General features: G+C 44.4%; 24 protein-coding genes. 17 read left to right on the forward strand and 7 right to left on the reverse strand.

Annotated elements, in window-relative coordinates:
* Positions 1-4: 4 nt before the first annotated feature.
* From BN3283_RS06395 to BN3283_RS06405, 3 genes are read left to right on the forward strand one after another with little or no spacing between them, the layout of a single operon-like run.
* Positions 5-1,525, forward strand: a complete 1,521-nt coding sequence (locus BN3283_RS06395; protein ID WP_059026117.1) for a RagB/SusD family nutrient uptake outer membrane protein — start codon at positions 5-7, stop codon at positions 1,523-1,525.
* Positions 1,526-1,536: 11 nt separating this feature from the next.
* Positions 1,537-2,160 (forward strand): fasciclin domain-containing protein, encoded by a 624-nt coding sequence (locus tag BN3283_RS06400; RefSeq protein ID WP_059026118.1) that lies wholly within the window; start codon positions 1,537-1,539, stop codon positions 2,158-2,160.
* Between the two features lie 12 nt (positions 2,161-2,172).
* Positions 2,173-2,589: a hypothetical protein gene (locus BN3283_RS06405; RefSeq protein WP_041503728.1), complete on the forward strand. Its 417-nt coding sequence runs from the start codon at positions 2,173-2,175 to the stop codon at positions 2,587-2,589.
* 185 nt (positions 2,590-2,774) lie between these two features.
* Here BN3283_RS06405 and BN3283_RS06410 read toward each other — a convergent pair whose 3' ends face one another.
* Complete coding sequence (locus BN3283_RS06410; RefSeq protein ID WP_059026119.1) at positions 2,775-3,137, reverse strand: hypothetical protein; 363 nt, start codon at positions 3,135-3,137, stop codon at positions 2,775-2,777.
* A gap of 354 nt (positions 3,138-3,491) precedes the next feature.
* On the opposite strand from BN3283_RS06410, the gene BN3283_RS06415 reads away from it, so the two are divergent.
* Positions 3,492-3,935, forward strand: coding sequence for a LexA family protein (locus BN3283_RS06415; protein WP_041503726.1), 444 nt, complete (start codon positions 3,492-3,494; stop codon positions 3,933-3,935).
* A gap of 1 nt (position 3,936) precedes the next feature.
* On the opposite strand, the gene BN3283_RS06420 is transcribed toward BN3283_RS06415, so the two are convergent.
* Together BN3283_RS06420 and BN3283_RS06425 are read right to left on the reverse strand one after the other, a co-directional pair.
* Complete coding sequence (locus BN3283_RS06420) at positions 3,937-4,644, reverse strand: SOS response-associated peptidase (RefSeq protein ID WP_041503725.1); 708 nt, start codon at positions 4,642-4,644, stop codon at positions 3,937-3,939.
* A 3-nt stretch (positions 4,645-4,647) separates the two neighbouring features.
* A complete protein-coding gene (locus BN3283_RS06425) occupies positions 4,648-5,907 on the reverse strand; it encodes a Y-family DNA polymerase (protein WP_059026120.1) in 1,260 nt (419 codons plus the stop codon).
* Between the two features lie 291 nt (positions 5,908-6,198).
* Between BN3283_RS06425 and BN3283_RS06430 the strand changes: the two genes are divergently transcribed.
* The 3 genes from BN3283_RS06430 (at position 6,199) to BN3283_RS06440 (ending at position 9,744) form a co-directional block, all read left to right on the forward strand.
* Complete coding sequence (locus BN3283_RS06430; RefSeq protein WP_059026121.1) at positions 6,199-6,975, forward strand: glucose 1-dehydrogenase; 777 nt, start codon at positions 6,199-6,201, stop codon at positions 6,973-6,975.
* A gap of 416 nt (positions 6,976-7,391) precedes the next feature.
* Positions 7,392-8,678 carry a DNA cytosine methyltransferase gene (locus BN3283_RS06435; RefSeq protein ID WP_059026122.1) on the forward strand — a complete coding sequence of 429 codons (1,287 nt, stop codon included), beginning with the start codon at positions 7,392-7,394 and terminating at the stop codon, positions 8,676-8,678.
* Between the two features lies 1 nt (position 8,679).
* Positions 8,680-9,744 (forward strand): hypothetical protein, encoded by a 1,065-nt coding sequence (locus tag BN3283_RS06440; protein ID WP_059026123.1) that lies wholly within the window; start codon positions 8,680-8,682, stop codon positions 9,742-9,744.
* Here the strand turns inward: BN3283_RS06440 and BN3283_RS06445 are convergent.
* Genes BN3283_RS06445 through BN3283_RS06460 form a run of 4 tightly spaced genes read right to left on the reverse strand, consistent with a single transcriptional unit; the run spans position 9,730 to position 13,148 of the window.
* Complete coding sequence (locus BN3283_RS06445; RefSeq protein ID WP_041503719.1) at positions 9,730-10,461, reverse strand: ATP-binding cassette domain-containing protein; 732 nt, start codon at positions 10,459-10,461, stop codon at positions 9,730-9,732. The genes BN3283_RS06440 and BN3283_RS06445 overlap by 15 nt on opposite strands.
* Positions 10,451-11,353, reverse strand: coding sequence for a glycine betaine ABC transporter substrate-binding protein (locus BN3283_RS14490; RefSeq protein WP_059026124.1), 903 nt, complete (start codon positions 11,351-11,353; stop codon positions 10,451-10,453). The genes BN3283_RS06445 and BN3283_RS14490 overlap by 11 nt, the downstream gene beginning before the upstream one ends.
* A gap of 6 nt (positions 11,354-11,359) precedes the next feature.
* Positions 11,360-12,001 carry an ABC transporter permease gene (locus BN3283_RS14495; protein ID WP_059026125.1) on the reverse strand — a complete coding sequence of 214 codons (642 nt, stop codon included), beginning with the start codon at positions 11,999-12,001 and terminating at the stop codon, positions 11,360-11,362.
* Positions 12,002-12,014: 13 nt separating this feature from the next.
* Positions 12,015-13,148 (reverse strand): hypothetical protein, encoded by a 1,134-nt coding sequence (locus BN3283_RS06460; protein WP_235375077.1) that lies wholly within the window; start codon positions 13,146-13,148, stop codon positions 12,015-12,017.
* 179 nt (positions 13,149-13,327) lie between these two features.
* Between BN3283_RS06460 and BN3283_RS06465 the strand changes: the two genes are divergently transcribed.
* From BN3283_RS06465 to BN3283_RS06510, 10 genes are all read left to right on the forward strand, one after another.
* Complete coding sequence (locus tag BN3283_RS06465) at positions 13,328-14,236, forward strand: DUF5996 family protein (RefSeq protein ID WP_059026126.1); 909 nt, start codon at positions 13,328-13,330, stop codon at positions 14,234-14,236.
* Positions 14,237-14,612: 376 nt separating this feature from the next.
* Positions 14,613-16,283, forward strand: a complete 1,671-nt coding sequence (locus BN3283_RS06470) for a putative transporter (RefSeq protein ID WP_041504916.1) — start codon at positions 14,613-14,615, stop codon at positions 16,281-16,283.
* 143 nt (positions 16,284-16,426) lie between these two features.
* Positions 16,427-16,756, forward strand: coding sequence for a cupin domain-containing protein (locus tag BN3283_RS06475; protein ID WP_041504915.1), 330 nt, complete (start codon positions 16,427-16,429; stop codon positions 16,754-16,756).
* A 59-nt stretch (positions 16,757-16,815) separates the two neighbouring features.
* Entirely contained in the window at positions 16,816-19,044 is a 2,229-nt protein-coding gene (locus BN3283_RS06480) for a heavy metal translocating P-type ATPase (protein ID WP_059026127.1), read from the forward strand.
* Positions 19,045-19,063: 19 nt separating this feature from the next.
* Positions 19,064-19,279, forward strand: a complete 216-nt coding sequence (locus BN3283_RS06485; RefSeq protein WP_041503712.1) for a heavy-metal-associated domain-containing protein — start codon at positions 19,064-19,066, stop codon at positions 19,277-19,279.
* 1 nt (position 19,280) lies between these two features.
* Positions 19,281-20,051 carry a YaaA family protein gene (locus BN3283_RS06490; protein WP_059026128.1) on the forward strand — a complete coding sequence of 257 codons (771 nt, stop codon included), beginning with the start codon at positions 19,281-19,283 and terminating at the stop codon, positions 20,049-20,051.
* A gap of 59 nt (positions 20,052-20,110) precedes the next feature.
* Positions 20,111-20,860: a CDGSH iron-sulfur domain-containing protein gene (locus BN3283_RS06495; RefSeq protein ID WP_059026129.1), complete on the forward strand. Its 750-nt coding sequence runs from the start codon at positions 20,111-20,113 to the stop codon at positions 20,858-20,860.
* A gap of 205 nt (positions 20,861-21,065) precedes the next feature.
* Entirely contained in the window at positions 21,066-21,797 is a 732-nt protein-coding gene (locus BN3283_RS06500) for a DUF1295 domain-containing protein (RefSeq protein ID WP_041504052.1), read from the forward strand.
* Between the two features lie 24 nt (positions 21,798-21,821).
* Complete coding sequence (locus BN3283_RS06505; RefSeq protein ID WP_059026130.1) at positions 21,822-23,042, forward strand: NADH:flavin oxidoreductase; 1,221 nt, start codon at positions 21,822-21,824, stop codon at positions 23,040-23,042.
* Between the two features lie 42 nt (positions 23,043-23,084).
* On the forward strand, positions 23,085-23,879 hold the full coding sequence (locus BN3283_RS06510) for an SDR family NAD(P)-dependent oxidoreductase (protein WP_059026131.1): 795 nt from the start codon (positions 23,085-23,087) through the stop codon (positions 23,877-23,879).
* Positions 23,880-23,920 lie beyond the last annotated feature (41 nt).

Raw genomic sequence — 23,920 nt, forward strand, 5'->3', positions numbered from 1 at the left:
AACGATGATCAGAATTATCTATTTTATACCCTTGTTGTTGCTGTGTTGGGGATGCAACGACTTTTTGAATGAGGAGCCGGAAGTTTCCGTTACGAATAACAATTACTGGAAAACCGAACAGGATGTGGAGAGTGCCGTTTACGGAATGCATCTGCAATTTCGTTATGCGATGGGGAACGGTAACCCGCAAGATCGGGATAGGGGAGTGATATTCGATATGTTGCCCGCTCCCTGGTTGCGTTTAGTGAATAACGATTTGCGCTCGTTTTATCAGATTTCGGATTTGCGTCTTTTTTGGAGAGACTATTATAATGTAATCTGCCTTACCAATTCGATTCTCGATAATATTTCCCGGGCTTCGTTACCTGAAGAAAGATATCGTTTTTATTTGGGACAGACGTTGGTGGTCCGGGCATGGGTTTATTTTTATATTATTTGCAATTGGGGAGACGCTCCCTGGATCGAGCACAATGAGGACGTGGGAGAGAAAGGACGTATCCCCTGGCAGAAGATTGCGGAGTATATTATTAGTGATTTGAAAAAGGCGATAGAGCTGTTACCCCGGGCCTATGATTTACAGGACAGTAAAGGGAAGTCTATCGAGAGTAAACAGATACCTTCCAAGGGAACGGCTCATGCCATATTGGCACAGGTGTACGCGTGGAAAGCCGGATTAAACCGGGAACCGGAGTTAAACCGATCGGCCTTGGCGGAGTGTGATTCCGTTGTTTCCGATCCCTCGTACGATTTGGTCGGTTCGATTCGGGAAGTATGTGAAGCGGTGATGTTGGGAAACAGCCGGGAGGGCATTTTTGAATTGGATTTCGGGAAAGATTCCGATGGTGATTTATCTCTCAAAGGGGGATATTCCGATCTTTGCCAAAGATGGCCCGTTCTTCCTTTAACCACTCCGGCCACTTATTCAAGAAGTCAGCTTGCCATCAGCAGTGCTGCGGTTTACCGTCTCTATCCCGATAAAACGGATCAGCGGCGGGAAGAGTATTTTTATAAATTGGATAGCATGGCCGGAGTATCGACTGCCATCACGAGGGGAAGAGCCTATATACGAAAGATACGGCACGTTGTCATTTACGTGGGAGGACCACTGGATGGGAGGTTGAAAGGATACGAGGATAACCAGATTATAATCCGGTTGGCCGATATCCTTTTGTTGCGGGCCGAACTACGGGCTAAAACAGGAGATACCGGGGGAGCTATTGCCGATCTCAACCGTGTCCGTCGCCGGGCGGGGGCCACAGAATATCCGGCCGGAGAAAACGATCTGAAAGAGGCCATCGCTGTCGAGCGGGATCGGGAGCTGTTTTGTGAAGGAATCACGATTCGCTTTTTCGATATCCTGCGTAACGGGACTTTCCGGGAAAAATTAAGAGGCGGATTTAAAACGCTTACCGATCAGGATGTAGCAGACGGAGCCCTGTTTCTCCCGGTGGGTAAGAGTGCCTTCTTTAATAATACGCTTATGCGACAAAATATCTATTGGAAAAAACAAGGGTTCCAAAATTAAAATCACAGATTATGAGAAAGATATATATGATCGTTTTGATTGCTTCCTTTTTATGGGAATGTGACGATAACTATTTTCACGACACGGGATTAGCGAATGGGGTACATGATTGCACGATGTGGGAGTACCTGCGGTCGGATCACGAAAATTGGGACTCCACGGTTCTGTTGATCCAACGGGCCGGACTTGTACCCCTGTTCGAGGGAAAATCTGCCGAATACCCGGAGATCACTTTTTTCGGGCCGACGAACCTTTCGATCATTCAATTTTTGTTGACGACAACGGATCGTGCCGGAAATCGGTTGTATCACCGGATTGCCGACATCCCGGAAGAGACCTGCGAACGTCTCGTAAAATCCCACATTATTCCCGGTAGAAGGATAAAGGAGGATTTCGATTACGAGGTAAGGGGAACCCTCACGGGAGGGACGATCCTGCAAACGCTTACCGGGATAGAGTTACGCGTTTTTCGGACCAAAGGGGATTACAACGGTATCCCCGATATCGGTCCCGAGGGTTTGGGTATTCATGCTTTGGTCAACGGCTTTATCGCGGGAGTGGCTTCTGCCGATATCGTGACGAATACGGGGATGGTACACTCCTTAAGTTATAGTTATCAAATGGTTGAACTTTAAACACGAATACAGATGAAAGTAATATATAAAGTATCGGTTATCCTATCGGTTCTGTTCGCGGGAGTCGGTTGTCAGGATATAACAGTGGGGTATCTGATGACCCGGAATGCAAAATATACTCCCGATACGTTAATCGTAAAAGCCGTGTTGGACCCGGTAACGGATGCCCGCCGGATTCAATTCCGTATTCCCTGGCAATCGACGGCCATGGAAGGAGTACAGGGAACATCCCCGGTACGTTACTCGATCCGGGGCATCGGTAACGAACATGCAGAATCTTTGTCACAGTTCCGGATGTACGGGAAAGGAATTATCGAATTGCCATACGATCATACGGTTCCTGTCGGCAGGTACGTGATTGACTTAAGGATAGAAAACGAAGGGTATATGCATGATCTGGACTCTGTTTTTACGGTGATCGTTAAATAAGAAATGACGATTGTAGATTAGAAGATTAGGAGATTAAGTGATTCTGTGATTCAGTGATTCTGTGATTCAGTGATTGGGGGATTGAGGAATCAAGGGATTTGCGATTAACAAAAACAAAAGAGTCTGAATAAAAAGAGAGGGGAGTGGAATCCCCTCTTTTCAGGTTGTGACGTCTGTTCGTTGGCCTATTTGAGACCAGGGGATGATGTTGGCGTCAAATAGACTGAGACATTGCTGCAATCTGTGTTTTCCCAATCAAAACTGACGGTCTTGGTTCCGTATTGGTTGTAATCCGGATCTGAAAACCTTAAGTCGGAAGGGCTGTTGCTGACGGAAATAGAAAATTTTCCGCTAACATTGGTTCTTTCCGAGTTTAATACTCCTGTACTTGTAACCTCTTCAATCAAAATTCCTTCCAAAACTTTATGGGTAAGGGCATCGTACACTGTTCCACTAATCGTTCCTGTAGTTTGCGGAGCGGTAAAATTCGTGAAGACAAAACCTATCGCCATGGATAGGATGAGGCCGATAAAAATAGTTTTTTTCATTGGTAGTTGTTTTTAGGTTTAACGAAAAAAAGATATGATACACAGCCCCTTTTGAGAATATTTCCTGTAAGTTACGACATTTCTTTTAATTAAACAATTGACGATTGTAGATTTTAGATTGACGATTAGGAAATTAAAGGATTGAGTGATTAAGTGATTGGGTGATTTAAAAATTGTGGATCGGGGGAATAGTTTTATGTATTTCGACAATTTTTCTCATAAGTCGTGTTATTTTTTGACCTGTTAAAGAATAGGCGTGTTCGTATGTTGATCTTCTTAAACAAGTTTAATAATTCTATTAAATAATTATCAGTCAATGGAATATGGTGTTGTTGTATTATATTTGTATTCAGGATGGAAAAGAAGAAAGTGTGTTTGGAAATTTATTCGTGTGATTCGTCGATGCACATTGAACTGCTTTATGCTGATTGTGGAATCCGGGCCGGATTTCCGAATCCCGCGCAGGATTTTATGGATTTATCAATTGATTTGAATACCGAGTTGATAAAACATCCGTCGGCAACCTTTTACGGTAGAGTGGTGGGTGATTCTTTAAAAGACGCGGGAATCGAGGAAGGGGATATTTTGATTATCGACAAATCCATAAAACCCCGGGAAGGGGATATGGCCGTATGTTTCGTGGATGGAGAGTTTACGCTGAAGATTATAAAGTTTGAAAAGAAGACGATATGGTTATTACCTGCAAACACCGATTATCAACCTATAAAAATAACCGAAGAAAATGATTTTATGATTTGGGGAGTGGTTACCTATACGATCAAAAAGAGACGCAAATGAATCATGCACTTTTTTTCGGTTCAATGATGGACGGATCATGAGGATTTTTCAGGATGAAGTCGTTATTTATTTCGTACGCTTTCATAAGCGTGTCCGGGAAGGGATGTAAAAAACTTTCGATCTCTTGTTTGGTTAACCGGGGATCTAACCAGTTTTTTTCTTCCTCTTGCAGGAGTATAACAGGCATCCGGGAATTGGTGTTGTGGATGTATTTCATTAAATCGTTCGCTTCGGTGGTGATGATCGAGAAGGTTTTTATAATTTCTCCAGTCTGAGGATCAGTCCAGTCGGAGTAGATCCCGGCCATAGAAAAGATATCTTCATCATTAACCTGTATGAAATACGGGATTTTCTTCTTTCCCTCGTGCCGCCAGTCAAAAAAGCCCGTGGAGGGTACGATGCACCTTTTCGTGTTGATCGAACCCCGGAACGATGGTTTTTCAAATATACTTTCAGCCCTTGCGTTGTATGTTCTGGTCCTGATTTTGTTAGCTGCTTCCTCGTTCTTTATCCAAAACGGGATCAATCCCCATTTGTAGACTTGTATCTCCGGATCGGTGGTGATGATAGGGAAGTCGGGATTATTGAATGCGGAGACATGATATTGTTCCTGGATAATTTTTTCCGCGATTTCAATAATATTCAATTGTTTCCCGTACCGGGCTGCCAAACGTTGGGCCTTCTTTGACATTGAATTATGAAAACACATAATCTATACTTTAATCGTTATGATCTCATCCAGCCTTGTCGTGTAGTGTCGGGAGAAATGTTCCTGCTTCAGCTTCCATGTTCCCCCGGTTCCTTGTGCCGCGAGATATACTTTATTACGGTAATAGCGGTCATTAAGTTTATCCAGGGTGTTCATCATCCGGTCGTGTTTTTCCCTGTCTATCTGATGAAACAGGTTGAGTTGTGCGTTTTTCCCGGTGATTTCCGTGATGATTACCCCGCCTTTTTTGTAAGCGTATCCCTTTATGTAGATTTTCCTCAATGCTTCTCGGGCGTGTCGCACGATTTCTATTGTACTGTTCGTCGGTGTCGGTAAGGTGACAATACAATTTCGATAATATTGTGGCATATCAGGTCGGAAGTTGTTCGTGTGAATGAATACCATGAGGGAAATCGCATATGATTTCTGCCCTCTTAATTTCTCCGAGCAGCTGGCGGCAAAAGTGGAGATGGCTTCCGACAGACTCGTGTAATCGGTAAGCATATCTCCAAAGCTCCTGCTTGTACAAATCTGTTTTTTAGCGGGAGGAATCGTATGGAGCTCGATGCAAGCCTCCCCGTTTAATTCTCTCCACGTTCTTTCCCCTGTAACGGTCATGTGTTTTCTTACCCATTCGCGAGATAGGTTCGTGAAATCAAAAGCGGTATCAATTCCTTTTGATTTTAATTTTTCAGTTTGTTTTCGACCGATGCCCCAGATATCTTCGATTTTTGTCAATTGTAAAGCCCGTAACCGTTTGTATTCCGTGTCAATGATACAGACTCCATTGTAAGCCTTGTATTTTTTTGCGAATTTATTGGCAATTTTGGATAGTGTTTTTGTGTTGGCAATGCCGATGGAAACGGGAATTCCGGTGTTTTGGCGTACTGTTTTAACGATGGATTTTCCATATTCCCAAAGGTTGTACCGTTCGTATCCGCTAAGATCTAAAAAACTTTCGTCAATGCTGTAAACTTCGATCTCCTTCACAAAATTCGACAGCGTGTTCATTACCCGGTTTGACATATCCCCGTAGAGCGGGAAATTTGTCGAGAACACGTGTACCTGATGACGTGAGACAATCTCTTTGATTTCGAAGGCAGGGACACCCATTCTTATTCCTACAGCCTTCGCTTCATTACTTCTGGCGATAACACACCCGTCGTTATTCGATAAAACAATAACCGGTTTTTCGTTCAAATCCGGACGAAAAACACGTTCACAACTCGCGTAAAAGTTGTTGCAATCAAGTAAACCAAACATAACACACCTTCTTGCTGCCAAAAATAAATAATGTTTGTTTTCCGAGAGTCGGATTATGCTCGATTAACTGTTATAAAGTTTGTAATATTCTGTTATATGCTTAGAGATTACAGTAGAATAAGAGGAGTATAAGCGGCTTTACAAGGAGAGAATTATAAAGTTTGTAATTGTGTTATTTTATGACAAAATGAAGAACTATTTTTTTTATTCTTAGTTTAAGAAATATAGTCGTCCGGTGAGGTATCGCCTTCGACAAAAGAAGTTTAATGATTTAATAAATAATGTATCACTATGGAAATTAATAAATTGTTTGATCTTAAAGAAAAAGTCGCTGTCGTGACGGGCGGCGGTGACGGTATTGGCAAGGGATGTTGTGAAATACTTGCAGAGGCGGGTGCGTGCGTCGTAATCAGTGATTTGAATATCGACAAGGCGCAATTAGTTGCGGATGAAATAAAAAGCAAGGGAGGAAGAGCAATTGCCGCGGAGTGTAACGTGCTGAAGGACGAGGACCTTGTAAACCTCGTGGATAGGGCCGTGAAAGAGTTTGGAACCGTAAATATTTTGGTAAACAATGCCGGAGGCGGGGGAGGCGGACGAGAGAATCCGTTTAAGATAGATCGGGAGTATTTCGAGAAGATTTTTAATTTCAACGTATTCAGTGCTTGGCGGTTGTGTCAGCTAACAGTACCCCATATGGCAAAATCAGGTTACGGGAGTATTATCAATATTACTTCGATGAGTAGCGTAAACAAGAGTCCCGACATGAGTGTGTATGCTTCTTCTAAAGCGGCCTTGAATCATTTGGTTGCCAATCTTGCTTATGATTTCGGTTCCATGGGAGTACGTATCAATAACGTCGGACCGGGTGCTACTGTTACGAATGCGCTTCAGTCGATTCTGACCCCGGAAATAGAGCAACGTATGTTGCAACATACGCCTATAAAGAGATTGGGCAAGGTATCGGATATTGCTAGTGCTGTTCTTTATTTTGCCGCTCCTGTTTCCGAGTGGGTAAGCGGACAAGTATTGTTTGTAAACGGGGGAGGAATACAAACCTTGGATTAAAAACCGGCGATTGTAAAATTTAGCGATTCGGTGATTAAGAGATTAAAGAGATCGACGGTTATAAATTAGGAGGTTGTAAGACGCTGTGGTTCCGCGATCATATAATTGAAGGATTAAGAAATGGAGTGATTCTGTGATTTAAGGATAGGTAACTCGGGGGAACATTCTTTTAGAAAATGGTTCGTTGTACTATATGGAATGGAATTGAAAATTATTTTACTATTTTTGTCGTGGTTGTATTGTATCGATGGAATTGAAATAAGTGATATTATTTCTATTTTCAGAGGATAGAATATTTTTACTGCATTAATAAGATTTGAAATAAGATACTCGATCGTTCCACTGCGGGAGTATCTTTCTTATTCGTGTTGTTGTATTAAATAAAATAAAAGTGTAATATATTAGGGGAATCAGATATGGGAGTTTCTTCTGTGGAGGCAGGGAATAAAGGTAAAAATATTCGCGTCCTTTCGTTGTTTTCCGGTTGCGGAGGTATGGACCTGGGATGGGAGGGCGGATTTTCGGTTCACAAGGATAGTTTGTGTGAAGCGAGGAACCCGGATTTTGTAGAGAGTAGAGGGAAGGGAGACTTCGTGAAACTGAAACCGACTCGTTTCGAATTGGTTTTTGCCAATGATATTTTGAAAGAGGCGAGGACTGCTTGGGTATATTATTTTAAAAAGTACGGCTATTCGCAGGAGATTTACAGGAACGAGAGTATCGTGGATTTAGTGAAGCGTCATCGGTCCGGTGAGCAGGTTTTTCCGGAAGATGTGGATGTGGTGACGGGTGGATTTCCTTGTCAGGATTTTAGCGTGGCCGGGAAGAGAAAAGGATTCGACTCCCGTAAAGACCATAACGGACGTATCATCGAGGGGGAGATGGCCACGGAGGAGACCCGGGGAAAGTTATACATGTGGATGAAAGAGGTCATTGAGATTACCAAGCCTAAGATATTTATTGCCGAGAATGTAAAAGGGTTAGTCAATCTTTCGAATGTTAAAGAGATCATCCAGCATGATTTTTCCATGGCTGACGAGCACGGGTATATCGTACTGGAGCCTCAGGTATTGCATGCCGCCGATTACGGCGTACCGCAATCCCGAGAGCGTGTGATTTTTATCGGTATTCGAAAATCGGCCTTGCGAGAAGAGGCTTTCCGGGCATTAACACGGAAAACAGTTCCGGATAATTATAATCCTTATCCGGGGGCGAGTCATGCTTTCCATGACGAGACGAATAGAGAGCTGGCTACACCACAAACTTTAGCCAAGGTATTTGCCGGTCTGAAAGAACCGGAGGAGAGCCGGGATCCTTCTCAGATGTATTATTCCCGGGCCAAATTTATGGGGACGCATTGCCAGGGACAGACCGAGGTGGATATTCAGGGCATTGGTCCGACGATCCGGGCCGAACATCACGGCAATATAGAGTATCGCCGCCTATCGAAAGAGCATGGAGGACAAATGGATAAAGAGTTGAAACGGGGATTGAAGGAGCGGCGCTTGACACCGAGGGAGTGTGCTTTGATACAGACCTTTCCGCCCGATTACGAATTCGTGATACCGAAAGAAGGGAAATCCCGTCAGTTCGTATTGAGTCCCTCTGCGGCTTATAAGATTATCGGGAATGCGGTACCTCCTTTGCTTGCTTATCATATTGCCAGGCGCATAGAATCATTGTGGGATCTTTATTTCAAATAATATGAAATCTTTATGGTGTCAGGAGCCGGATATAAAAGCTTTTGAGCTTTTGATCGAGCAAATGCTTCAGGTGTTACGGACCGAAGCAAAAGAGCGGCCTGAGCACTACAAGAAACTTTTGGGTAACCGTTTGGAGGGGAAGGTGGCGGATGTCCTTCGGAAATGCGCCGTGGGTACACCGTTTGAAGATGATATAGAGTTGGTTTCGGGACAGCGCTTTCCCGATATCGTGATTCGAGGATACTTCGGTATAGAGGTCAAGACGACTCAGGCGAATCACTGGAAATCGACGGGAAGCAGTGTCGCCGAAGGAACCCGGGTGAACGGGGTGGAACGGATTTACATGCTGTTCGGTAAGATGTGCGAACCGGTAGAATTTAAATGCCGGTTGTATGAAGAGTGTTTGCCGGAAGTCGTTGTCACCCATTCGCCCCGGTATGCGATCGATATGAATTTGCTTTCGGGAGAGACGATATTCGATAAGATGGGTATTTCTTACGATGAATTGCGTCGTCAAACAACACCTATCCGTACTATTTTGAGCTATTATCGCTCCAAGTTAAAGCCGGGGGAAGAGTTATGGTGGTTGGATTCGGAATCGGCCTCGTCAGGGACGGGAATGGTGATCCGGTTATGGAATAACCTGACCCCGGAGGAACGGAATGTTTATATGATAAAAGGATTTTGTTTTTTTCCCGAATTATTAAGCAGTCATAAGGATAAGTTTAATCGTTTTGCCGTATGGTTGTCTACCCGTGAAGGTGTCGTGTGTCCTAACGTACGGGATGTATTCTCGGCAGGAGGGCAGGGGAGCATCATCTACCGGTCGGTTCGTTACGAGAGAGTGCCGAAGTCCGTTTGTCGTTTGTACGAGCATTTGCCGTTGATAAAGCAGTTTATCCTTTCGGCAGACGAAACGGAATGGATTGATTTTTGGGGAAACGATGTGAAGGGAAAAGGCAGGATTGCCTGCTGGATAGACCGGGTAACGGGGTATATAGGGAAACAATTGGAAAACGGTTTCCCTATGCAGGAGTCATTGCGTGAAGTTTTATCCTCCGATTAATTCCTTTACGAAAAGAGTAGCGGGTGTTTTTTCTATCTCTTCCGGGGTTCCGTCTTGTTCGATTTTACCTTTGTTCATAACCAGTACGCGTGTTCCTAATTTCAGGGCTTCTTTGATATCGTGGGTTACGAAGACGATAGTTACTCCCAACTCGTTGTGGATGCGGATGATTTCGTTCTGTAACATTTTACGGGTGATCTCATCCACGGCCCCGAAGGATTCATCCATGAGCAGGATATTCGGATCGGCTGCCAGTGCCCGTGCAATACCAACCCGTTGACGTTGTCCTCCTGAGAGTTCGGCGGGATAACGATCGAGCATCTCCTCTTCCAAGCCCACGACCCGGATCAGTCGCTCCACGGCTTTTTTGTTTTTTTCTTTATCTTTATGATTCAAAAGGTTAGGTACATAGGCGATATTTTTGCGAATGGTCATGTGAGGGAAGAGTCCGATACCTTGAATCACGTAGCCGATATTTCTACGGAGCAGGGTTTGATTCTCTTTTGTGATATCTTTCCCGTTTACATAGACAGACCCGTAAGTGGGGGCCAGCAAGCCGTTGATGAGTTTCAACACGGTCGTTTTTCCGGAGCCGGAAGTACCGATAACGGTCAGAAACTCACCTTTTTTAATTTCTAAGTTGAAATCTTCCAACACCTGATGTTCCCCGTAGTTTTTAGAAACATGTTCAAACCGGATAACCGTTTCATTTTCCATGATTTTTATTTTTTCTGATTAATCCTTTACTTTGTAGAAAATTAGCGGCAACGTCCCGCTCCGAGTTGCCGGCGATCTCAACCTGATAGTTCAGGTCAGCCATCTCTTGATCGGTCAGTATACCGTCCATCAACATGAGTATTTTCTTTAACTCCGGGTGTTTTTTTAATGTTTCCTCCCGGACGACCGTGGCGCAGTAGTATGTGGGGAAGAATCGTTTATCGTCTTCCAATACCGTCAGTTCGGCTCCGCTTAGCTGGCCGTCGGTTGTGAATATGTTCATCACATCGATTTTATTCGATTTGATCGCCTCGTATTTTAAACCGATGTCCATATCCATCGTCTTTTTAAATTTCAGATCGTAGAACTTGCATAGAGCATCGTATCCGTCGTGAATTTCAAAGAAATCGTATTCCGCACCGAATATGAATTGATCGGGATACCTGGCCAGATCGGAATAAGTTTTCAGATGGTATTTTCGAGCTTTGTCGTTACTTACGGCCAAGCTGTAAGCATTATTAAAGCCGTATCGACCGATCCAGTACAGGCGGTATTTATCGAGATACTCTTTTTGCAGGGCCGAATACAATTCGTCCGCGGGAAGCAACGAGTCTTTTTTCAGGATAACGAGCCATCCGGTACCCGTGTATTCCGGATAAAGGTCGAAATCTCCTTTTACGATAGCGGGATGGATATTGCTGGTTCCGCCTCCGATGCCTTTCGTGATTTTCACTTGTAAATCGGAATTTTCCTCTATGAGCAATCTCAACATTTCACCGAGAATGAATTGTTCCGTCATGGGTTTGGTAGCGATACGGATCGTATCGTCAGGCGTATTGCAGCTATAAAGTAATATAAAACTTAGAGCTATGGCTATAAATGAATTTTTCATGGTCTATCAAATCAGTTTACGTTTTCTTTTGATGTATTTTTCGTAGCATCCTACTCCCCAGTCCGCTAATAGGGCCAGAACGGCAATCAGTAAACTGCCTGCTACGGTCATGGCCGAATTATTGGTCGTTATTCCCCGGTAGATGGCGACGCCCAATCCCCCGGCTCCGATAAAGGCCGCTATACCGGCTAAGGCAATGGTCATGACGACCATATTGCGAATGCCTGAAAGAATAACGGGGAAGGCAAGCGGAAGTTCTATCTTGTATAAGATTTGAAAGGGAGTGCTTCCCATTCCTTTGGCAGCTTCCGTGATCTCTTTGTCGATCCCCGTGATTCCCGTGTAGGTATTACGTACCATGGGGAGTAGGGCATAGACCGTCAGTGCGACGATAGCCGTTGTATTACCTATACCAGAGAAAGGAATTAAAAAACCGAAAAGGGCAATGGAGGGGATGGTATAGATGAAATTGGTAATTCCCAAAACGGTTGAAGAGCTTCGTTTATATTGACTGATGAAAATTCCTAATCCCAATCCGATGATAGTGGCCAACACGATCGAGATAACGGAGATTTCGATGTGTTGCAGGGTCAGGTTTAAAAAGAAATGCCATCGACCGACGTAAAGGTTATATAATTCTTTGATCATAGGTTGGTTTAGTTTAAAAATAGTATCCGATATTCATATTAAAACGAGCGTGCCAGGATTCGCTTGCCCCCCCGGGGCCGAAGCCGTTCCAATCGGGACCTAACCAGGCGTGATTTTTACCCAACGCGTAATCCACGTATAACCATACCGGACCGGCAACGACCAGAAGTCCTGTCACGTTTTGATAACTGTTTTTCAACAGTTTGTCCCACTTTTGCAGGCAACCGAAATCGTTATACACTTGTATTTTTTCGATTAGTTTCGAATCGATATTAAAGGTATACCCGGCACCAACCGTGTAGATGTTGGCTTTGGCGGCTACGAGATAGGGAGCTCCGTAGGCTGTCATCGTGATGACATTTCTCTCTTCTCCTTCTTTGTTTTTGGGATACATGGCATAGGTTGTCAACTGCGTTTTCAGGCTCAGATTTTTCCAGTATAGCTCATAATGTAGGGCCAAAGCGTAGTGAGTTCCGTTGTTGCGGGTGTCCAAATTGTAGAGTTGCCCGAATTCGGCGGATCCGCCGAATTTATTCAATGTATAGGTTCCCCATTTGTAGAAAGCCTGCAAATTGAATTGATTGATCTCTTTATTACGTCCTGCCACGTCATAACCGTATCGGTCGTCCGTCACCTCCGAATCCGAGCCGAACAGGAGTTCGTCGGCATTTTTAAAGAAGGCGATAGCATAGTCCCATTTTTCTCCCTTATGGACGAATTTGATTCCCATATCCGAATCGTCTTCCAGGCCCACGTAATAGGTGATTTGTAGAAAAAAGTTGTGAGAACCGATAGGTTGGATTCCGAACGGTACCCCGGTCAACCCGACTTGTATCTGATTTTTAGAATTGAACCGGTAACCGATCCAGCCGTATTTTAACATAGGCCCACCGTAGTCCTTGCTGTAAAAACGATAGTCTGCATCTAACAGAATATTTTTATAGGATCCGGCGAGTGTGAATCGTAATACATCAAAACCGAAATCTCCCCCTCTATCCCGGTGTCCCCGGTTCCAGTCCGAAAAATTGTAATTGAAACGCAAGGCTCCCCCTAATTTGAATTTAGGTTTCTCTTTTTCTGTCGCATACAGGGATAAGGTAAACAGTAACATGCAACTCATGAAATAGAAATATTTGTTTTTCATCATATAATATTGTTAATTGTTCTTGGAGAATTTAACGATATCGAGTAGGTTTTGTTACCCTTTTTTAAAAATAGACAAAGAAAAAACGCATTACACGCTTGTTTTACTATACATCCTGTTAAAACTATTTTCTATTATCACCGTTTAATCAATCCTATATGAATGTTTAAAATAATGACGATATGGATAAAAAATTTTTAAATTATACGGAATGGCAGGATACGGCCGATTTGGTACATCTTTTACTGCAAATGGTAGGGAAAGTAAAATTAGAGCGTTGTCACAAACGTCCGGAATGGGCACATGTACGTCTTTACATGACTTTGGACGGATTGTCTTCCGGGATTATACCTTGTAGTACCTCTCCTTTCGAGATTTTTGTCAATTTGAGAAAGCATCAGATCGAGATTCATAATGAGGAAGGAAAGAGTCATACGTTGCCATTGGAGGACGGTACGTCGATAGCCGTATATTATCACCAGTTTATGGATGCTCTCGAGCAGATCGGTGCGGCCACTGAGATTAATATAAAACCGCAAGAGTTTTATGATCCGATACCTTTTGACCAGGATAGAAAACATCATCACTACGATAAGGCTGCCGTTGAATTGTGGCTTCAGAATTTACTTTTTGCTTACGGGGCTATGAGGCAATTTCTTTCCGGTTTTCGGGGAAAGGTAGACGGTCCCGCGTATTATTTCGGAACGATGGATTTGACTTGTATCGTGTATAGCGGGGAATCGGCTCCTTTCGGTATGAATAAGTCGATTTCGGATCATGCTTTTGACGAACGGTATTTCGAATGCGGATTTTGGCCGGGAGATGTGAATTACGGAAAACCCGCTTTTTACGGTTTACCCTATCCTTTTATCGAGGATATTCAGGGACATGATGATATGCTTCATCCGGATAAAGCTTTCTTTCTTCCGGCTAAAAAGGAGTTTTTTTTAAATCTGGAGGATGTTTTTTCGTATAGTGATCCGGCGAATGCCGTGGTACAGTTTTGTAATTCCGGATTGACCATTTTTAATGAATTGTCGCCTTGGAAAAATTACGATTGGATAACTACGCCCTTGAGTTATTCGAAATAGATAAAAATAATATTTTCTTTATTGATAACTAATACTTTATATGTTGTTTTATAACGATGAAGTCTTGTTTTTATGTACGCGTTTTTTTGAACTTTATTTGATTATGCAATTGTTTGGGTTTGCGTTGAAATTTATTTATCTTTAAAGCTATATAAATGTTTGCGGATGTCGGCCTCCGGGAAAAGAGTTAAGAGGGTATTCGTAGAGGGGGTTTTGAATTCCTGAATCCCCGTTTTTATTTTTTTGATTCAAAATCCTTACTTGTCCGCTTACAATTATTGAGGAGCGTATCATCCAGGAGAGTTTTTCATTAAAGGAGAATGAAATTTTAATTTTTATTATTTTCTTTACGAGATTTTTCGGAAAGGAATAGGGTATGGAATGGTTAAATGGAATATTAGCTGAACATTCTGTCATACAGGCTGTTATTGTTGTTTCGTTGGTTTCGGCCATAGGATTGGTATTGGGTAAAATTACGCTTTGGGGCGTATCGTTGGGAGTGACGTTCGTGTTCTTTGCCGGAATCATGGCAGGTCATTGGGGATTGACGATCGATCCGCAAATGTTGAATTACGCGGAGAGTTTCGGGTTGATCCTTTTCGTGTATGCTTTGGGACTGCAGGTGGGGCCGGGTTTCTTCGCCTCTTTGGGTAAATCCGGAATACGATTGAACCTATTGGCTATGACGGTGGTCATTTTAGGAGTGGTCATGACGTTATTGTTTCATTGGACGGCAGGAGTTTCTTTGCCGGATATGGTCGGAATATTAAGCGGGGCCGTGACCAATACACCCGCTTTAGGAGCTGCCCAGCAGACGTTGAAACAGATCAATGATCCCGCCTATTTATCTTCCGATCTGGCTTTGAGTTGCGCTGTGACTTATCCTTTGGGTGTTGTCGGTGTAATTATAGCCTTGATTATGATTCGGAAACTGTTTGCCTCCCGTATATTTTTTAAACGGGGGGACGAAGATAAAACCAAGAAGACCATTATTGTCGGTTTCCGGGTGAGTAATCCGGGAATCTTCAATAAATCGATAAAGGATATTGCTAAATTGTTGTCCAAAAGATTCGTTATATCGAGGCTTTGGAGAGAAGGGAGGGTAATTATTCCGGCCTCCGATACGATTGTGGAAGACGGGGACCGGATCTTGGTGATTACAACCGAGAGCGAGGTGAAATCCCTGGAGATTGTTATCGGTGAATTGGATAGTCAGGATTGGAATAAAGAGGATATCGATTGGGATGCTATCGACAGTCAATTGGAGTCTCACCGGATTGTGGTTACCCGTTCGGAGATCAACGGGAAGAAATTAGGGGCATTACGTCTGAGAAACCAGTACGGTATCAATATTACCCGTATTTACCGATCGGGGGTAACTCTTTTGCCGACACCCGATTTGACGCTCCAGTTGGGCGATCGTTTGACCGTAGTGGGGGAAGCTGCGGCCATTGCTAATGTGGAAAAAGTACTCGGAAATGCCGTGAAAGATTTGGACGAACCGAATTTAGTCTCGGTTTTTGTCGGTATGGTTGTCGGTTTGCTTTTGGGTTCCATACCTTTGGCGATACCGGGAATCAGCTTTCCGGTAAAATTAGGATTAGCCGGGGGACCGATTGTTGTCGGGATTCTCGTGGGGGCGTTCGGCCCTCGGATTCATATGATTACTTACACTACCATTAGTGCTAATCTGATGTTGAGAGGGTTGGGATTGTCCATGTATTTGGCCTGTCTCGGGTTGGATGCGGGCGTTCACTTTTTCGATACCGTTTTCAGGCCGGAAGGCTTGTTGTGGGTAGGTTTGGGATTTGCGATCACCTTTGTTCCCGTGGTGTTGGTGGCTATCTTATCCGTTAGCGTGATAAAAGTGGACTTCGGTTCGGTTGCCGGGATGTTATGCGGCAGTATGTCCAATCCGATGGCCCTGAATTATATAAACTCTACCATCGATGGGGATACTCCATCTGTTGCATATGCTACCGTCTACCCGTTGACGATGTTTGTTCGGGTGATCATGGCCCAGGTAATCCTAATGCTTTTCTTGTAATTGCGCTGTTCTGTGTTACTGTACTGATTTATCCGGATTTTTTCGGCAGGTATCATAGATAACGGCGGAATAAAAACGTGAAAAAGTGCTGTATTTTTTAATAAAATGCTCTTTTTTTTTAATGTAGAAAGTTGTATACTTGTATGAAAGAAAAAAGAGGAATGAAATCAATTTACGAGGCGATCGGACAGGCGGGAAACGAGGAGTTGGTGACCGTTTTGTTGCGTAAGGAAAATGTTCGCGTAGAACGAATTGTTTCCACGGGGCAGGTATCTCCCGAGGGTTTTTGGTATGACCAGGAGGAAAACGAATGGTTGATGATCGTACAAGGAGAGGCCGTGTTAAATGTGGAGGGAGAATGGAAGGAACTAAAGCAAGGGGACTATTTATTTTTGCCGAAACATTGTAAACACCGGGTAGAGAAAACGGGAGAAAAACCTCCTTGTATCTGGTTGTGTCTGTTTTGGAAGTAAGCGTCGGGGTTGAAACTAAACCCGGATAATAACGTATAGTAAAATCAAGGAAAATCAATATGTCAGATCATTTAGGTCATATCAGGGAAACCTATCAGGTATTAGGAATGAGTTGTGCTTCATGTGCCGTGAGTGTGGAGTCGACTTTAAGTGCCCAGAAGGGAGTGCGGGAAGCAAGGGTTAACCTGTCGAATTCAACCGTGTTTGTTGAATTTGATCCTCAGATAGTTACGCCGGATGAGTTGCGGAAGGCCGTAGAGGCTGCCGGTTATGAATTGGTGATAGAAAAACAGGATGATCCGGAGGAGGCAGGACGTTTGCAAAGGGAGGAATATCTTTCATTAAAGCGAAAGACTACCGGAGCGATATTGCTTGCCATTCCTGTTTTTGTGATCGGAATGTTTTTTATGCATATGCCTTACGGAAATTGGATCATGCTTGCCTTTACTTTACCCGTGATGCTCTTTTTCGGGCGTGATTTTTTCGTGCATGCCTATAAACAGTTCCGGCATGGCCGGGCCAATATGGATACGCTGGTGGCCGTGAGTACGGGAGTTGCTTTTCTTTTCAGTTTGTTTAACACGATTTGGCCTGAATACTGGACTGATCGGGGATTGGAGGCACATGTTTATTATGAGGCTGCATCCGTTATTATTGCTTTGATTTTATTGGGCCGGCTATTGGAAGCAAGGGCCAGGTTCAGTACTTCTACCGCTATAAAGAAATTGATGGGATTACAGCCGAAAACCGTGGTGAAGATCGAAGGGGATGGCCGGGAGGTGGAGATCCCCATCAAAGAGGTGTCGGTCGGAGATGTCTTGGTCGTTAAACCGGGCGATAAAATTCCGGTGGATGGAAGTGTTACGGAGGGAGTTTCGTTTGTGGACGAGAGTATGATCACGGGCGAGCCCATTCCGGTGGAAAAAACATCCGGTAGTGTTGTCTACGCGGGAACCATTAATCAGAAGGGAAGTTTCAGATTCCGGGCCGAAAAAGTCGGGAACGAGACTATATTGGCCCATATCATCAAAATGGTACAGGAGGCGCAAGGAAGTAAAGCTCCGGTACAGAAGTTGGTGGATAGGATTGCCGGAATATTCGTTCCCGTTGTTATGGGAATAGCCGTGCTGACCTTTGTGATCTGGATGCTTGTAGGGGGTGAGGAGGCGTTTACCCATGCCTTGCTGACTTCTATTACAGTATTGGTAATTGCTTGTCCCTGTGCGTTGGGATTGGCCACCCCGACCGCCATTATGGTCGGAATAGGTAAGGGAGCCGAGAATAATATTTTAATTAAAGATGCGGAGGGGTTGGAGATGATGCATCTGGTAAACGCGATCGTGTTGGACAAAACGGGAACGATTACGGAAGGGCAACCGGTCGTCACCGATATGAGCTGGAGAGGGGAGGATAGACGGGAGGTGTACCGGGGTATTTTATCCGCGATCGAGCGTCGTTCGGAACATCCTCTGGCGGATGCTGTGGTAGAGTCGTTGAGGGCAGGTTCTGTTACGGATATCGAGGTAAAGGATTTCGAAACGAGCGTGGGGAAAGGGGTTATAGCCTACGCGGGGGGAGAGGTTTATGGTGTAGGTAATCGTAAGTTATTGGAGGATATGCATGTCGCTTTGACCGGAGAGGAAGATGTTTTGGCATCCGGTTGGGAGGAAGAGGGAAAAACGGTCGTATTTTTTGCCGGACGGGAAGGAGTTATTGCCGTTATCGCTATTGCCGATAAGATCAAAGTTACTTCCGGACAAGCTATAAAGACATTGCAGCAGATGGGAGTGGAGGTTTATATGCTGACCGGAGATAATACGCGTACGGCTCGGCGGGTGGCGGATATTTTGGGCGTGCATCGTTTTAAATCGGAGGTAATGCCCTCGGATAAGGCTGATTTTATCCGGGAGTTGCAGCAGGAGGGAAAAATCGTGGCTATGGTCGGCGACGGTATAAACGATTCGCAAGCATTGGCTCAAGCCGACGTGAGCATCGCTATGGGAAGAGGGGCGGATATCGCTATGGATGTGGCTGAGGTGACTTTGATTACTTCCGATTTGAATGTACTTCCGAAGGCGATAAACCTGTCTGTACAGACCGTAAGGACGATTCGGCAGAATTTGTTCTGGGCTTTTATTTATAACGTGATCGGAATACCTTTGGCCGCTGGTGTATTGTATCCTTTTACCGGTTTCCTTTTGAATCCGATGATTGCTGCGGCGGCTATGGCATTCAGTTCAGTTTCGGTCGTAACGAACAGTTTACGCATTAGATTTAAAGGTTTGTAAAAAATTAAAATGAGAGGGTATGGAAAAAAAATTCAGATTTAGAACAACATTGAAATGCGGAGGTTGTGTAGCTAAGGTTACCCCTTTGTTGAACAGTTTAAAGGATGTGACCGAATGGTCTGTTGATTTGAATTCTCCGGACCGGGTATTGACAGTAACATTGAAAACCGGAGATACGGATTCCGTGATGAAGGCTGTTTCCGGTGTCGGGTATAAGATTGAGGAGTTGAGGTAGGATGCTGGTCATGTTATCTCCGGCCAAGACCATGAATATGTCTTTGGTCGAACAAGATATACCCCATACGACACCGTTATATGCCGCCGAAGCCGAATTTCTTGCGGAACGGATGCAAAAGTATTCCGTGATCGAGCTGGCTCGTTTGCTTAAGGTAAGCGATAGGTTGGCCGAAGAGAGTTTTCAACGTTATCGGCGTTTCGGGTCCTTGTCGAGTCCTCGTAAACAAGCCATCATTGCTTACGACGGAACGGTTTTTAAGGCTATGGATACGGCCTCTTTTACCGATGCCGATTTCGAATACGCTCAGGAGCATGTGCGTATCGTGTCGACTTTATACGGTTCGGTACGTCCTTTGGATTTGATTCAGGCTTACCGTATCGCTTATACGTTGAAATTGGATAAGGTAGAGGGAAAAAATTTGTATGATTACTGGCGACCCAAATTAACCCGGCTTTTGATCGAAGACGTTCGTAAGGCCGGCGGTATTCTCGTGAATTTAGCCAGTTTGGATATTTTGGGAGCCTTACGAATGGATCAAATCAACGAGGAGGTAAGGGTGATTACTCCTGAATTTCAGGAGTTCAGAAACGGAAAATGGGAAACCGTCCGTACTTATGCCAAGATGGCCCGGGGAATGATGACGGGGTATATCATACGGGACCGGATCGAAGATCCGGAGGATTTAAAGTCTTTCAGTTGGAAAGGATTTGCTTTCGATACGGATCTGTCCGACGAGCGGCACTATATTTTTACCCGAGAAAGGTATTGAATTCGGGAACAAAACGATGGGTTTTGTAGTATATAGAGCACAAACCAATTCTATATGTCATGACACAAAAAAAACGTAATGTAGAACCGGGGACTCCTAAGGTAGATAGTAAGTACTCCATTGTTATCGATCGGAAAGGTCCTTATTTTGTATATGGACAACCCCCTTTGAAACAGGAATTCATTATGCCGAACGAGGAGGGAAGTTCATGGGAATATGTTCCCGGAGAAAATTATTCGACGGCGGACGAGCCGACGGCTTTATGCCGTTGCGGGGCTTCCAAACATAAGCCTTATTGTGACGGAGCCCATGTAACGGCGGATTGGGACCCGGCTTTGACGGCCGATAACGTACCTTTATTGGAAAGGGCCGACGTTATAGAAGGACCGACCTTGGATTTGACGGATAATGAAAGATATTGTGCTTTTGCCCGTTTTTGCGATGCTTACGGAAAGGTATGGAATTTGGTAGAGGAATCGGATGACGGGGAGGCGCGGGAACTAACGATCCGCGAATCCAATTATTGTCCTGCCGGGAGATTGAAGACATGGGACAAGGAGAAGGGAGAATTTATCGAACATCATTTGAAACCGGCATTGAGCTTAATTGAAGATCCGGTAGAGGATTGCAGCGGTCCGTTATGGGTAAAGGGAGGTATTCCGATCAATGATGATAAAGGTGTTGAATACGAGTTACGTAACCGGGTCACTTTATGCCGTTGCGGAGTTTCTTCCAATAAGCCGTTTTGCGATGGTTCTCATGCCAGTATTCATTTTCAGGATGAGTTGCCTCAAGAACCGAAAAAATGAAAATATAACGAACTGATAGAGGGGAAGAACCGATCCATACCGGATCGGGCGGGAGTTGGACATCCGGAAGGTTGAAATAAAATATGTACCGGCCGGATGTCTTTTTTTTGCTATTCCTATAGTAATCAGGCATAATTTTTGTTATGTTTGCCTAAATTTAGACAACGATTAATATATGGAGGCATTCAATAGTTTTTTAATCTCTATGACGGTATTGGCGGTAATTGTTTTTATCGTTCTTTATTTTGTGAAAGCCGGATACGGAATTTTTTTCGACGGAAAGTGGGGAAGACCGATCGACAACAGGATAGGGTGGGTTTTGATGGAGTCGCCCGTTTTTGTGGCCATGTTTCTTTTCTGGTATTTTTCCGGTCGTCGTTTCGAGATTGTTCCTTTGTTGTTTTTTCTTTATTTCGAGCTTCATTATTTCCAGCGTTCTTTTATCTTTCCTCTTTTATTGAAAGGGAGGAGTAAGATGCCGATGGGGATCATGGTCATGGGAATCGTGTTTAATCTGTTGAATGCTTGCATGCAGGGAGGATGGATTTTTTATCTGTCTCCTGAAGATATGTATACGGTTGACTGGTTGACCACACCCCAGTTTATCATCGGAAGCGTGTTGTTTTTCGTTGGGATGGGAATTAATATTCATTCGGATCATATTATCCGTACTCTGCGGAAGCCGGGAGACAAGGGACACTATTTGCCTCGAGGAGGGATGTTCCGTTATGTTACTTCCGCTAATTATTTCGGGGAGATCGTGGAGTGGAGCGGTTTTGCCATTTTGACTTGGTCCTGGGCCGGATTGGTATTCGTCGTGTGGACCTTGGCCAATTTGGTTCCGCGTGCCCATTCCATATACCAGCGTTATCAGCATATGTTTGGCGAAGAAATGAAAAAATCTCATTTGAAACGGGTTTTCCCGTTTATATATTGACAGAGCAATAAAAAAAATAGTACCATGTCATCTAATTTGTTTACACCGGGAGCTATAGGTCCTTTGACGTTACGAAATAGAACCATTCGTGCGGCGGCATTCGAGGGAATGTGTCCGGGAAATGCTCCTTCTCAGATGTTGCACGATTATCATTGTTCCGTGGCTAAGGGAGGTATCGGAATGACCACGATCGCTTATGCGGCTATCGTGCGAAGTGGCTTGTCTTTCCCCCATCAATTATGGTTAAGGCCGGAAATTGTCCCGGATTTACGCCGGCTGACGGATGATATACATAAAGAGGGGGCTGCGGCTTCCATTCAAATCGGGCATTGCGGCAATATGTCCAAGCCGGCGATGGCCGGGTGTACGCCGATATCTGCCTCTACCGGATTCAATATCTATTCGCCGACTTTTGTCCGGGGAATGAAAAAAGAGGAGATATACGAGATGGCCAAGGCTTTCGGACGTGCCGTGCATATGGCCCGGGAGGCCGGTTTCGATGCGGTGGAAGTTCACGCGGGACACGGGTATTTGCTCAGTCAATTCTTGTCTCCTTATACCAATCATCGTAAAGACGAGTTCGGTGGTTCGTTGGAAAACCGGATGCGGTTTACGCGAATGGCAATCGGAGAGGTCATGAAGGCGGCCGGTGATGATATGGCGGTATTGGTGAAGATGAACATGAGGGACGGGTTTAAGGGAGGAATGGAGATTGACGAATGTATAGAAGTGGCTAAAACTTTGGAACGGGAAGGCGTGCATGCCTTAATTCTGAGCGGGGGATTCGTGAGCTGCGCTCCTATGTATGTTATGCGGGGGGCTATGCCGATAAAAACATTGACTCATTACATGCAACAGTTTTGGCTGCCGATAGGGGTTGCCATGGCCGGTCGGTTTATGATTCCGACGGTTCCCTTCCGGGAAGCTTACTTTTTTGATGATGCGGTAAAATTCAGAAAAGAGGTTAAGTTGCCTTTGGTGTATGTCGGCGGATTGGTATCTAAGGAGAAGATCGATATGGTACTGGATGCCGGCTTTGAGTTCGTATCCATGGCGAGAGCTCTGCTGAATGAGCCTGATTTTGTAAACCGGATGGCGAAAGAGGAACATGCTCGGAATGCCTGCGAACACGTGAATTACTGTATCGCCCGGATGTATTCGCGGGAAATGGCGTGCCACCAGCATATGAAAGATTTACCTCGAAAGTTAGAACGGGAGATTGAAAAGATAAAAAGAAAGGGATAATCCTTTTAGATATTAAGAGAGAATCGTTAGAATGTAAAACAGATGGATAGAAATAAGCTAAAGGGGAAATTTGCATTAGTGACGGGGGCGAGTTCCGGAATCGGAAAAGAGTATGCCCGGGAGTTGGGAGCTATGGGGTACGGATTGGTGCTCGTGAGCAATGAGGAAGAACGTATTCGGGAGGTCGGAGCGGAATTGGCGGCGGAGTATGGAGTGGAAACTCATCCTTTGTATATGGATTTGGCCGTAACGAATGCGGCGGAGCACCTTTATACGTATTGTAAGGATAGAAATCTGGAGATAGAGGTTTTAGTGAATAACGCGGGCATATTTAAAATGAGCAAGGTGGTGAATCTTCCTGTTGCCGTTACGGAGAAAATGTTGTTATTGCATATGGTTACGCCTGCTATGTTGTGTCGGTATTTCGGCGAAGACATGAAGAGTCGGGGTCGGGGGTATATTTTGAATATGTCTTCCATGTCGGCTTGGCTCTCTTATCCGGGAATTTCCCTGTATGCCTCTACCAAATGCTTCTTAAAGTGTTTCTCCAGGGCTTTTCGTCTGGAAATGTTGGATTATGGCATTTACGTGACGGTATTATGTCCCGGGGCGATAGCGACGGATCTTTATCATTTGAGTAAGCGTTTGCAGAAATTGGCTTTACGTTTGGGAGTTATGATGACTCCGCAAAAATTGGCTCGCCGGGCGATTCGGGGGATGTTTCGCAAGCGAGCCTGGATGATGCCCGGGTTGGTGAATTATTTTTTTATGTTTTTCTTGTTTTTCCTTCCATTGGGGATGGTCCGGTGGATCATGAGAAAAACGAAGATGATATAAGAAGTTTATTTTGAAAGTTAATATTGCAACTATATATAACG

It is taken from the genome of Gabonibacter massiliensis, assembly GCA_001487125.1.
Lineage (GTDB): Bacteria > Bacteroidota > Bacteroidia > Bacteroidales > Marinifilaceae > Gabonibacter > Gabonibacter massiliensis.

Coding starts and splice junctions, on each gene's coding strand:
- BN3283_RS14495 (WP_059026125.1), bottom strand. CDS start 12,001: ATGATCAAAGAATTATATAACCTTTACGTCGGTCGATGGCATTTCTTT.
- BN3283_RS06510 (WP_059026131.1), top strand. CDS start 23,085: ATGGATAGAAATAAGCTAAAGGGGAAATTTGCATTAGTGACGGGGGCG.
- BN3283_RS06435 (WP_059026122.1), top strand. CDS start 7,392: ATGGGAGTTTCTTCTGTGGAGGCAGGGAATAAAGGTAAAAATATTCGC.
- BN3283_RS06420 (WP_041503725.1), bottom strand. CDS start 4,644: ATGTGTTTTCATAATTCAATGTCAAAGAAGGCCCAACGTTTGGCAGCC.
- BN3283_RS06410 (WP_059026119.1), bottom strand. CDS start 3,137: ATGAAAAAAACTATTTTTATCGGCCTCATCCTATCCATGGCGATAGGT.
- BN3283_RS06400 (WP_059026118.1), top strand. CDS start 1,537: ATGAGAAAGATATATATGATCGTTTTGATTGCTTCCTTTTTATGGGAA.
- BN3283_RS06470 (WP_041504916.1), top strand. CDS start 14,613: ATGGAATGGTTAAATGGAATATTAGCTGAACATTCTGTCATACAGGCT.
- BN3283_RS06395 (WP_059026117.1), top strand. CDS start 5: ATGATCAGAATTATCTATTTTATACCCTTGTTGTTGCTGTGTTGGGGA.
- BN3283_RS06445 (WP_041503719.1), bottom strand. CDS start 10,461: ATGGAAAATGAAACGGTTATCCGGTTTGAACATGTTTCTAAAAACTAC.
- BN3283_RS06500 (WP_041504052.1), top strand. CDS start 21,066: ATGACGGTATTGGCGGTAATTGTTTTTATCGTTCTTTATTTTGTGAAA.
- BN3283_RS06425 (WP_059026120.1), bottom strand. CDS start 5,907: ATGTTTGGTTTACTTGATTGCAACAACTTTTACGCGAGTTGTGAACGT.
- BN3283_RS06495 (WP_059026129.1), top strand. CDS start 20,111: ATGACACAAAAAAAACGTAATGTAGAACCGGGGACTCCTAAGGTAGAT.
- BN3283_RS14490 (WP_059026124.1), bottom strand. CDS start 11,353: ATGAAAAATTCATTTATAGCCATAGCTCTAAGTTTTATATTACTTTAT.
- BN3283_RS06485 (WP_041503712.1), top strand. CDS start 19,064: ATGGAAAAAAAATTCAGATTTAGAACAACATTGAAATGCGGAGGTTGT.
- BN3283_RS06415 (WP_041503726.1), top strand. CDS start 3,492: ATGGAAAAGAAGAAAGTGTGTTTGGAAATTTATTCGTGTGATTCGTCG.
- BN3283_RS06440 (WP_059026123.1), top strand. CDS start 8,680: ATGAAATCTTTATGGTGTCAGGAGCCGGATATAAAAGCTTTTGAGCTT.
- BN3283_RS06490 (WP_059026128.1), top strand. CDS start 19,281: ATGCTGGTCATGTTATCTCCGGCCAAGACCATGAATATGTCTTTGGTC.
- BN3283_RS06465 (WP_059026126.1), top strand. CDS start 13,328: ATGGATAAAAAATTTTTAAATTATACGGAATGGCAGGATACGGCCGAT.
- BN3283_RS06505 (WP_059026130.1), top strand. CDS start 21,822: ATGTCATCTAATTTGTTTACACCGGGAGCTATAGGTCCTTTGACGTTA.
- BN3283_RS06460 (WP_235375077.1), bottom strand. CDS start 13,148: ATGATGAAAAACAAATATTTCTATTTCATGAGTTGCATGTTACTGTTT.
- BN3283_RS06405 (WP_041503728.1), top strand. CDS start 2,173: ATGAAAGTAATATATAAAGTATCGGTTATCCTATCGGTTCTGTTCGCG.
- BN3283_RS06430 (WP_059026121.1), top strand. CDS start 6,199: ATGGAAATTAATAAATTGTTTGATCTTAAAGAAAAAGTCGCTGTCGTG.
- BN3283_RS06480 (WP_059026127.1), top strand. CDS start 16,816: ATGTCAGATCATTTAGGTCATATCAGGGAAACCTATCAGGTATTAGGA.
- BN3283_RS06475 (WP_041504915.1), top strand. CDS start 16,427: ATGAAAGAAAAAAGAGGAATGAAATCAATTTACGAGGCGATCGGACAG.